The sequence below is a fragment of the Mesotoga sp. genome, assembly GCF_035363035.1.
Taxonomy (GTDB): Bacteria; Thermotogota; Thermotogae; order Petrotogales; family Kosmotogaceae; genus Mesotoga.
Genome location: NZ_DAOSEH010000080.1, coordinates 1 through 10,227 on the forward strand (window position 1 = coordinate 1; position 10,227 = coordinate 10,227).

The 10,227-nt window shown below is 46.3% G+C and carries 11 protein-coding genes; all 11 read right to left on the reverse strand.

Going from position 1 to position 10,227, the window contains the following annotated elements; all coding sequences use genetic code 11:
* Positions 1–190 precede the first annotated feature (190 nt).
* Entirely contained in the window at positions 191–1,492 is a 1,302-nt protein-coding gene (locus PKX57_RS09925; protein WP_213922506.1) for a citrate transporter, read from the reverse strand.
* 35 nt (positions 1,493–1,527) lie between these two features.
* Positions 1,528–2,130, reverse strand: coding sequence for a DUF6305 family protein (locus PKX57_RS09930; RefSeq protein ID WP_472417084.1), 603 nt, complete (start codon positions 2,128–2,130; stop codon positions 1,528–1,530).
* 448 nt (positions 2,131–2,578) lie between these two features.
* Complete coding sequence (locus PKX57_RS09935; RefSeq protein ID WP_472417086.1) at positions 2,579–3,991, reverse strand: MATE family efflux transporter; 1,413 nt, start codon at positions 3,989–3,991, stop codon at positions 2,579–2,581.
* A gap of 586 nt (positions 3,992–4,577) precedes the next feature.
* Positions 4,578–5,108 carry a GNAT family N-acetyltransferase gene (locus tag PKX57_RS09940; protein ID WP_213922674.1) on the reverse strand — a complete coding sequence of 177 codons (531 nt, stop codon included), beginning with the start codon at positions 5,106–5,108 and terminating at the stop codon, positions 4,578–4,580.
* 82 nt (positions 5,109–5,190) lie between these two features.
* Positions 5,191–6,498, reverse strand: coding sequence for a uracil-xanthine permease family protein (locus PKX57_RS09945; protein ID WP_472417088.1), 1,308 nt, complete (start codon positions 6,496–6,498; stop codon positions 5,191–5,193).
* Between the two features lie 80 nt (positions 6,499–6,578).
* Positions 6,579–6,743 carry a hypothetical protein gene (locus PKX57_RS09950; RefSeq protein WP_213922672.1) on the reverse strand — a complete coding sequence of 55 codons (165 nt, stop codon included), beginning with the start codon at positions 6,741–6,743 and terminating at the stop codon, positions 6,579–6,581.
* Between the two features lie 202 nt (positions 6,744–6,945).
* Positions 6,946–7,389: a ferritin family protein gene (locus tag PKX57_RS09955; RefSeq protein ID WP_213922671.1), complete on the reverse strand. Its 444-nt coding sequence runs from the start codon at positions 7,387–7,389 to the stop codon at positions 6,946–6,948.
* Between the two features lie 105 nt (positions 7,390–7,494).
* The gene (locus tag PKX57_RS09960) at positions 7,495–7,767 is read right to left on the reverse strand and encodes a stage V sporulation protein S (RefSeq protein ID WP_169699728.1); all 273 of its coding nucleotides are present in this window, start codon (positions 7,765–7,767) and stop codon (positions 7,495–7,497) included.
* A gap of 124 nt (positions 7,768–7,891) precedes the next feature.
* The gene (locus PKX57_RS09965) at positions 7,892–9,046 is read right to left on the reverse strand and encodes a 2-oxoacid:acceptor oxidoreductase subunit alpha (RefSeq protein WP_213922670.1); all 1,155 of its coding nucleotides are present in this window, start codon (positions 9,044–9,046) and stop codon (positions 7,892–7,894) included.
* A complete protein-coding gene (locus PKX57_RS09970; protein ID WP_169699730.1) occupies positions 9,039–9,263 on the reverse strand; it encodes a 4Fe-4S dicluster domain-containing protein in 225 nt (74 codons plus the stop codon). The genes PKX57_RS09965 and PKX57_RS09970 overlap by 8 nt, the downstream gene beginning before the upstream one ends.
* A 17-nt stretch (positions 9,264–9,280) precedes the next feature.
* A partial coding sequence (locus PKX57_RS09975; protein ID WP_472417090.1) for a sodium ion-translocating decarboxylase subunit beta occupies positions 9,281–10,227 on the reverse strand: 947 nt, incomplete at its 5' end.

Genomic DNA, 10,227 nt, shown 5'->3' on the forward strand with positions numbered 1-10,227 from the left:
TGATCCCGATTACTCTGAGGATGAATGTGATTATGACGTAAGAATAGACAATATCGTACACCAGGGCCTTCCTCTTCTCCCTCTTGAAGAGGTTCCTCAAGAGCAGAAACGCGAAGAACGCGGTCATTATAAAGTACAGATAATAAATTATAGTGTCGAAAAAGACCAGCATGTTCTCACCTCACCTCCATCAATAGACCACCAGGAACCTGAGCTGGTTGGGGAACAACAACATCAACAGTCCAATAGCTCCCATGAATAACCAGGGTATGGCTATGGCTTTGAGGAAGGACATGTAACTACCTTCGTAACCAACCGTTTCGATTGTCAACCGGCCAACAATTCTCGACGGAGGCAGGCAGTCTCCAAGCGGGAAGAGAAAGCTGAGTGCAGCGGCGGTGACGGTTACGTTGAGACCCATGGAGTTGAAAAGGAATATTATCGGGGTCCCGAGGATGATGGCGCTTCCATAGCTAAGGGAACCTTGCGCGAATGGAGCAAAAATAAGTGCGGTTATGTAGATGAATGCCATTGGGAGCGTGATAAAGGTGATTGCCAGCAATCCCTTCACGCCGGTGGCCGTCATGATATTCACCAGCACTCCGACGCTGATAACGGTGCCCAGCAACGGAAAGACTTGATCGACGGTCTTCACCATGACGTTGTACCATTTCTTTACCTTCCAGCGGTCCTTATCCATTCCCATCGAAATGAAGGCGCAGATCATGAACGTCAGAGGCAATCCAAGTACGGGAATATAGAAAGTCGCGTACTGCATTAGTAGAATAAGCACTAAGAGCACACCGAAAGGAACGAGGATTTTAAACCAGTTCATCCCGGCCGGTGGTTGTGGTAACTCTTCGAGAATCTCGGTTTTCGTCTTTCTTCCAGGCGTTTTGCTCAGTCCGGTATAGAGTATGGTGAAGGCAGCTATTATGATTATTGGAACTATAAGAACAACGCCGAAACCAACGTATGGCATGTTGGCCTGTGCCGCCATCAACATGGCCCACAGATTTATTGGAGGCGCAACTGCCGCCAGCATGGCGAAGAGATAGATAAAGGCCGCGATCCTTTTCTTCGAAAAGCCCATATAGTTCATTACGGAGCTGACAAGACCCCCGACCACGAAGATCGAAACGCTACCGGCTCCGGTAAGGGCTCCAGGGATTATCAGCAGAATACCCAGAAGGATCAACATCAACCATTTTTTGTCGTAGAATTGTTTGACGATCCACCTGACCAGAGCGTTCATTGCACCGGTCTCTGAATAGATGTTGATGAATATCGACGCGGTAAGAAATATCAGGCCTACATCGAAGTATGTGAACATTCCTTCGACCAGCAGTCTCGAAGGGAAACCGAAACCTCCAACGAGAGCGCCCACGATGGCGGTAATCACCATCGAAATCTCGGGTGACTTCAGTTTCCAGCTGGCCAGCGCGAAAGTTGCTACCATGACAATTGCTATAATTGTTGTTTGAAGATACATTTAAACTCCCCCCGAAAACATTCGATAGTTTCTAACTATTCGGTTGGGAACATCTGCTTGATGACCTGCATGAAATCGATAGTGTTATCAATTATCGTTAGAGGGATATTTTTTTCCTGGGCTATCCTGGTGAACTTTCCATCCTGATTTCCATCTTTCATGACAATAAGATAGTCTGCAAAAGGAGCAATTGCATCTATGGACTGTTCGTCAGCACTGCCGAGATTTCCCCTTCTATCCTTCCCTTCGATATGCGCCGCGATTATGAAAAGGTCCAATTTTTGGGCTTCGACGATCATTTTGTTCAACCTCGCGATCTCCTCTTCGATCGTTATACCCGATGCGCCGAGCCCTTTCGCAGATGAGCCGATTATAACGAAAAGCATTTTGTAATCACGCGCGGCGAGATCGTTTGGATTGTCTCTCAAAGGTTCGGCGTTGTAATCGAAATCCGTTTCTTGAATAGCCTTCGACTGCCAGATAAGAAGTCTTGCCATCTTTCCACCAGGACCCTGTCCGGCGTTCGTGAGAAGGAACGGAAGCTGTCCCTTAATCACAGGAGAACCGGTGACCAACGCAAATACCATTGTAGTCGAGAGAATTAGGAGCGCAAGCAGAACGACTAGGGTTTTTTTCATGTTTTACCTCCTGAAATAATATAGAAGATCGACATCTGACTAGAAGCAACAATACATAACGAATAATATTGATGGGCTGAAACCCTTCAACGAGCGAACAAAACGACTCCGCTTTCCTTTATAACATAAAACCTTGCTTTTTACTCTTCCCTCATTTTGCCCTGAGAAACGATGAGACCTGATGAAACTCGATTATCATAACGAGAGTCTGTATCTCTCACTTGATCTGGTACGTAATCCTTATCAAAACATGTGTTAAAAAAAATTTAAGCTGACTATTTATTACGCACCATTGACCGAAAAAGTGAAACTACCGCCAGATAATAATTATATACCTTTTATGAGAATAACCTGTCTCATTTTCTGTGAAATATCTGTTTACACGCTTTCACAACTGAAACATTGCAACCCGTGTGTTGGTGTTGCCAGGGAGAGGTTTAGTCTTCTTTCAATTGGATTCATTATCAATTAAGTTCTTTGAACGACTCTGGATAGCATCGGCGGTCTTCTCCCATTTACCGGAATAGAATCTTCTGAACTTCAGAAATGTTCTGAACGCCATGTCCAACATCATACCTATCCAGGCACCTAGAAGGCCCATGTTGAAGTACTTCACCAGTAGGAACCCCACTGGAAGCCTTATGAACCACATGGCAACGAGAGAGGATTTCATCGGAAAGGATGTATCGCCCATACCACGCAAAGCACCGGTTACAGCGTAATCTGTTCCCATGACAACCTGAAAGAGGCCTATTATTCTCACGGGAAGGCGACCGGCCTCTACGATTGAGCTTTCGTTGGTAAAAATCGAAATGAAGAGATCTGGAAAAATAGTTATGGTAGTCCCTATTATAGAAGAAATCAAAAGTGCGATCAGCCAACCCTGTCTGACCGATCCTATTGCTTTTCTTCGTTCGTTGGCTCCGTTGTAGATACCCACCATCGCCGTTATGGCAACGCCCATGCCCCAGGCCGGCATGAATGAAAGCGACTCGACCTGAATACCTATTCTGTGGGCCGCGTAAGCCTGTGGTCCGGCGATGAAGAGAATATTTGCAAAGACCAGCACACCGGTGGAGAATCCTAAGTTTTCTATTGAGGTCGGGAGTCCGATCGAGAAGATTTCCCTGGTCATCCATCTTGAGAGCCTTGCCGGCTTTCGACTCATAGAGATTTTGCTGTTTTTGAAGAGCAAGAGAAGTATTATCGCCGATCCTACAATTCTTGATAAAACAGTTGCGAGTGCGGCGCCGAAAGCACCCATTTCAGGAAAACCGAACTTGCCGTATATCATGGCGTAGTCCAGAAAAACGTTCAACACGTTCGCAACCGCCGCAACTATCATAGGCGACCTTGTGTCGCCCGATCCCCTCAGTGTAGCCCCGAGAACTATCATGATACTCATGGCCGGAAAACCGGCCATTATGGTTCCGAGATACTGGCTCCCGTTACTCTGCATGAAGGCATCGCTCGATGGAAAGAAAAGCCCGAGTAGTTGTCCGGAGAAGAGCGATCCCAGCGAGAGAACTACACCAGCCGCAACGCTTAGATAAACGGCATGCCAGGCTATTGAATTCACTCTCTCCCTGTTGCCGGCGCCTATACTGTTGGATATGAGAACCATGGACCCTGTAGAAAGGGCCACGAGAACTGCCTGAAATATGAATACCACCTGATTGGCAGTTCCGACCGCCGTCATGATTCTCCAGTCGTAGTGACCTAGAAAGGCAGTGTCCGAGATTCCAAGGAGCATCTGTAATACATTTTCTCCTATCGCTGGAAGAGCCATCGTAAAAAGGGTCTTTCGAATTTCTCTGGCTTCAGCCGGCTGCAGGTATGATTTGAAAAGACTGTAGTGCATTCTTTCCTCCACGGTAAGGATCACGTACTATATTTAGTTTACCACGTACTACTTGTCTTTGAAAGTACCATGTAGCCTTTGTTTTTTGACTTGAAAACTTCAATCTGAATTTTATAAATTAATCAACACTCCAATACTACCCACGTTGTTTATGTTGTGCAATCTCCATGGAAGTTAGCAAATCATGTATAAACTTATTGAAAATCTGATCAAATTAAGTGAAATACTTTCAATCAATGCTTTTTAACAGTGAACTTATCCAGATAAAACATCTTTCCAGGTAATTATTATTATGGATATCCAGTAATTATTCAATCATTATGACTGTATTGGTTGACAATTATGATTTCCTGTGTTATGTTATTTATAGTGAAAGAGATAAAAATCAAACTGAAGTTGAAGAAATTCTGCACGATAAAAGCGAGTTGACATAAATGAACCCCTTGTTTAGAGATGTGGATTAAAGTGGTGCGAAGGCACCACTCTTTTTTTTGCTTTCAGCCAGAAAGAGAATATGATTCTATAGGAAACATGATCCTGAGAAACTCACGCAAAACCAAATCAGAAATGGTCCAGACTATATGTATCAACCGTGTTCGAATTCCGATCTCAAAATGCCCATTATGACTTCGTCATGATACTTTCCATCCCTGAAAATTCTCTGCCTCAGTCTTCCTTCGACTTTGAAACCACATTTGACGTACGATGCTATGGCACGTTCGTTGAAGGAGTAAACATTGAGGTTCACTTTGTTTATGTTCATCTGATCGAAAATGAACCCCAAAAGTATACTCATGGCGTCGCTTCCAAACCCTTTGTTCCAGTAGGGTTTGCCCAGGAAGATACCAACGACCGCGACACTGTTCTTCCAGTCGACTTCGTTGATTCCACAGCCACCCAGGTATTCGCCACTCTCCAGAGATTCGATCGCAAAATTGTAGGTATCTTTGAAAGCGCTCTGACTCTCGTACCACTTTTCCTCCTCTTCCAGTCTCATAGGGAAGGGAATACCGGGAACAAGCAGTCTTTTCACCTCGAAGTCGTTTATGTACTTGTGCGCAAGAACCACGTCTTCCTTCCTGTATTCTCTGAGCCTGACCTGTTTGCCTTCCAGCAAAGCCTTCACCCCCTTATTTTCGAATAGTATATCAAAAAAAGACGCCCTCAAGGGCGTCTTTATATTTATTGCGAAATTCTCATCATTCTTCGGGGGCTTTTGTCAGCATGAAAATAGCATTCAGAATTAGCCCAACCAGGGCTGCAAGCCCTATTCCCTCGAATTTCACGTTTCCAATCCCGATCGATGCACCGCCTATACCGATCACGAGCATCACGGCAATTATTGTCAAATTCTTGCCATCGACTTTAACTCTGTTTTCTATGAGAGTTCTCATTCCAACCGCTGATATCATACCGAACAGAAGTATTTCAATACCACCCATAACGGAAGTGGGTATCGACTGTATCAACACGCCGACTTTTGGAACAAATGAGAGAATTATCGCGAATACAGCCGCTATCCTCATTACCACTGGGTTGAAGACTTTCGTTATGGCAAGAACACCGGTGTTTTCGCTGTAGGTGGTGTTCGCTGGTCCTCCAAGCAGTCCCGCCACAGCTGTCGCTATACCATCACCGGCAAGAGTTCTGTGTACTCCGGGATCTTCGAAATATTTCTTACCCGCTATGGCAGAAACGGCGAAGATATCTCCAAAATGCTCTATCGTCGGAGCAAGAGCTACCGGAACCAGAACCGAAAGAGCGTAAAGGGAAAACTTCGGCAGAACGAACCCGGGAACACCTATCCATCCTGCTTCCGAAACCGCGGCAAAACTGACGTTACCGGTGATCGCAGCGACGACATATCCAACTATGATTCCGCACATAACCGGAATCAGCCTCGTGAAACCTTTCGTGTAGAGCCTGACAACAACGGCAGTTCCCAGAGCCACTAGAGCTATCCACCAGTTGGAGCTGGCCATGTCTATAGCCACAGGAGCAAGGTTGAGACCTATGACTGCGATTATTGTGCCGGCAACTGCCGGTGGGAAGAGCTTTTCAAATTTTTCGACACCAATGAACTTGATCAATATCGCGATACCTACCTGGACCAGACCGGCGATCATGATCCCTCCGGTCGCGTAAGCGATCATCTCCGGTGTTATCGAAACTCCTGCAGCCATCGCCTCCGGTACGGATTGGAATTTGTCCGAGACATTGGCGTGGTAAAGTATAACGGCGTTTATCGGAGCTATGTAGGCGAAACTGGAACCGAGAAATATCGGGACCTTCCATTTCGTGAGAAGGTGGAAAATCAGTGTTCCGATTCCTGCGGTGAAAAGAGCGACATTGACTGGAACACCGGTAAGGTACGGTACCAGTACGGTTGCGCCAAACATGGTGAAGGCGTGTTGAAGACCTAGAACCAGCAAAGCCCCTTTGTTCAAACCTTTGCTTCTGTCTTCCTGAGCTTGAATCTGTTGATAAGACGAATTTTCTTTGCTCACAAGATCCCTCCTCCTGGATGATGGGTTTGTATTAAGAGTTGTTCCGGTGTAAAAAAAAACCTCACGGGGAATCCGTGAGGTCATTCATTTACTGTTTTTTCGATCGACACCGCTTCCATAAGAGTGTCGATTTCGAGTATATGCCTGTCGGGGTTGATCACCCCATCCATTATGAATCCATGATGGCCATCGATGAAAATCGATGCAAGAGCTAGATTTTCGACGATAACAGGATCTGGTTTCATCTGAGCAACTCCTTAAGAGATTTATCAAGGGAGATTCTATCAAATCTGGTAGTATAAAATCAAGTGATAGTATGGCAATTATAAAGAAAAGTCTCTCCAATAATTACTACAGGAGAGACTGGATGAAGGTTTCAGAGATTTGTTAAGTTATTTTTTAGGGACTAATTCTAAATTGAACAGAAGGCAACAAGTAATTCCCGTCTTAAACCGTGCCGTAGAGTTTCACGAGATCAATAAGATGCCTCTTCTCCTCGGCGATAATCTTCTTGAGACTCTCGCTGTTGGGTATGAAGGTTTCTAGATCGCCGTAGAAAATTATGCTGTCCTTCTCGACTTCCATGGCTGCACTTATAGCCTTGTTGAGGTTCTGTGGCACCTCTTCGGATTCGATCTTCGGGAAGATCGAAATCTCAGCATAAGACTTGAGATAGCCCACGTTGTCTTCCCACTCGGCCGTTACCGGTAAGTTTTCGATATCCTTGAGCATCTCTCTGAACCTGCTGGCGTGGTCCCTTTCCTGGTCGGCCAGATGTGAGAAGAGTTCTTTAATTTTTCCAGTCGTTTTTTCTGCTAGTTTCGAGTAGTAGGAATAACCGGCCCCTTCGATTTTTAGAGCGATTGAAAGCATATCGTTTACGGTAAGCATCGTAATCCTCCTTTTAAATTTCTCATTGACTATTCTAGCATTTTTGAATCGTTTAGAAATGAAGAAAAGAGATCTCTCGATCTCTTTTCTGTATTTGTGGTATCGTTACTCTTCTTCTTTTCCTGAGATGATCTTTATAGTGATTCCCGTCCGCATTTCTTCGCCAATCTGTATTTCCACAAAACCAGGAACCATGTACACTTTCGTTCCCTGTTCTCTGAGGAATCTTGAGGCGATGGCCACAGCTTTGACAGCCTGGTTCACAGCACCAGCGCCAATGGCCTGAAGCTCCACCTGTTCATTCTTAGAGATTACTCCGGCAATGGCACCTGCTACCTTGTTAGGGTTTGATTTAGAACTGACCTTCAGGATCTCCATTAAGATTTCCTCCTTCTCCGGGTTTTTTCGCTGTTATTCTACCACAGAGGCCACCCATTTCGCAAAAGTTTTAACATTCTATTTATTCTGCAGAAGGAGTCTAGAAAAGAACCGTATCTATCGATCAAAGATCCATTATTTCAGATTTCACCCTTGATATCGAATCCAATATTTCCTGGGGCGTAATGAGCTCGCCATCGACCTTTCCCAGATGCTCAAGCTTGACTCCTCGTTTGTTCAATCTCGACACTTCAAAGAGTATCTGACCGAGATTCATCTCGGCAACGATCACTGCGCTGACTTTTTTGAGGAGCTGTCTCAACCTCGTGCTCGGAAAGGGCCAGATCGTAACGGGTTTGAAAAGCCCCACGTTTATCTTGTCTTCGCGTGCCATTTTGACAGCCTTCATTGCGCTTCGCGCCACCGATCCATATGCCAGAACCAGGATCTCGGCATCCTCGGTCATGAATTCGTCGTAGATAACTATCTCGTCGCTGTGCAAACGGATTTTGTTGTCCAGACGTCTGAGGAGCCTTGAAACATCCGAGGGTGTGCCCACTGGAAAGCCAGATTCATCGTGCACCAGCCCCGAAACGTGAAATCTCGATTTTCCCATTTTTACAAGGGGAGTGGCCATCATCTGATCGTCGCCTTCGAAGGGGTGGAAGATATCATCTTCGGCCAGACCCGTTTCACCCGTTCTTGGTACTACCATCATTTCCGATTCGTAAGGAAGATAAACGCTCTCCCTCATATGGCCAAGTATTTCGTCCATCAGAAAGATCACGGGGGTTCTGTAAAGCTCGGCGTAATTGAAAGCGGTAACGATGTACTTATAGACCTCTTCGACGTTGGATGGATAAATCGCAATGATCTGGTGATCGCCGTGCGTGCCCCACCTGGCTTGCATGACATCTCCCTGCGCCGTCTTGGTAGGCATCCCCGTGGAAGGTCCTCCACGCTGAACATTGACTATAACGGTGGGAGTTTCGGTCATAGCGGCGTAGCCGATAGCTTCCTGCATCAGCGAAAATCCAGGTCCGCTTGTTGCGGTCATTGATTTTTCGCCTGAAAGCGAAGCGCCTATAATGGCGGCAGCGCTGGCGATCTCGTCTTCCATCTGTATGAAAGTACCGCCGACTTTCGGAAGTTCCTTTGCCATCGTTTCCGCTATCTCGGTAGCCGGTGTGATGGGGTATCCGGCGAAAAACCTGCACCCGGCTTTGATGGCTCCGAGCGCACAGGCCTCGTCGCCCTGAAGCAGGACAAACTCACGCATTTTCAATCACCGCCTCTACCTCCTGAATGTCTATGGCGAAATCCGGACAGGAGTTCTCGCACATGGAACAACCGATACAGGTTGTGTGATCGAGTACCTGAGGTTTGCCGAGCTCTCCCTTTGTTATCGTCTTGGTCGGACAGATCCAGTAACAGATGCCGCATCTCTTGCAGAAGTTGTGGTTGATATTCACTCGAAATTGCCGTTTCCCTGCCATTTAAAATTCCTCCCGCTCTACTTTATGATAGAAAGAAATACTCCGGCGGCTACCGCAGAACCAATGACGCCAGCTATATTGGGTCCCATGGCATGCATCAATATGAAATTCGTTCCATCCTCTTCGGATGCCACCTTTTGAGCGACTCTGGCGGCCGTTGGAACGGCCGATACTCCTGCTGCCCCTATCAACGGGTTCACCTTGTTGGTCGAGAAGAGGTTCATCAGTTTGGCGAAAAGTACTCCCGAAGCCGTTGCGACTATGAAGGCCGCGCACCCGAGGACCATTACCATTATACTCTCCACTGACAAGAATATCTTTCCATCGGCCTTTGCTCCTACAGAAACACACAGGAGTATTATAACCGTATCGGATATGTACTTGCCTGAAGCCTCTACGAGACGTTTAGTTCTGCCGTTCTCTCTAAGCAGATTACCCAGCATCAACATTCCAATAAGGGGAAGCGACTGTGGAACGATTATTGAAATCGCTATTGTAGATACAACGGGAAATACGATTCTTTCGAGCTTAGATACCTTTCTCAGTTGTTTTCCCATGACTATCCTTCGTTCTTTCTTCGTGGTCAGCAGTTTCATAACCGGTGGTTGGATTACGGGGACCAGAGCTATATAAGAGTAGGAGGCTATGGCTATCACCGGTAGATATTGAGACTTGAGAACGCTTGCAACATAAATGGAAGTCGGCCCGTCCGCACCGCCGATTATCGAAATCGCCGCTGCATCGAGCAATGAAAAACCAAGAAGATTCGCCCCGATGAACGTCACAAAGACCCCTATCTGCGCCGCCGCACCCAGGAAAAGAGTCTTGGGATTTGCAAGGACGAACGAAAAATCTGTCACAGCTCCAATCCCGAGAAAAATAAGAGGAGGATAGATTCCCAGAACCAGACCCTGCTGCAGGATCCACATGAAACCCGTTCCCGGCTCGAAAACACCGGTCACCT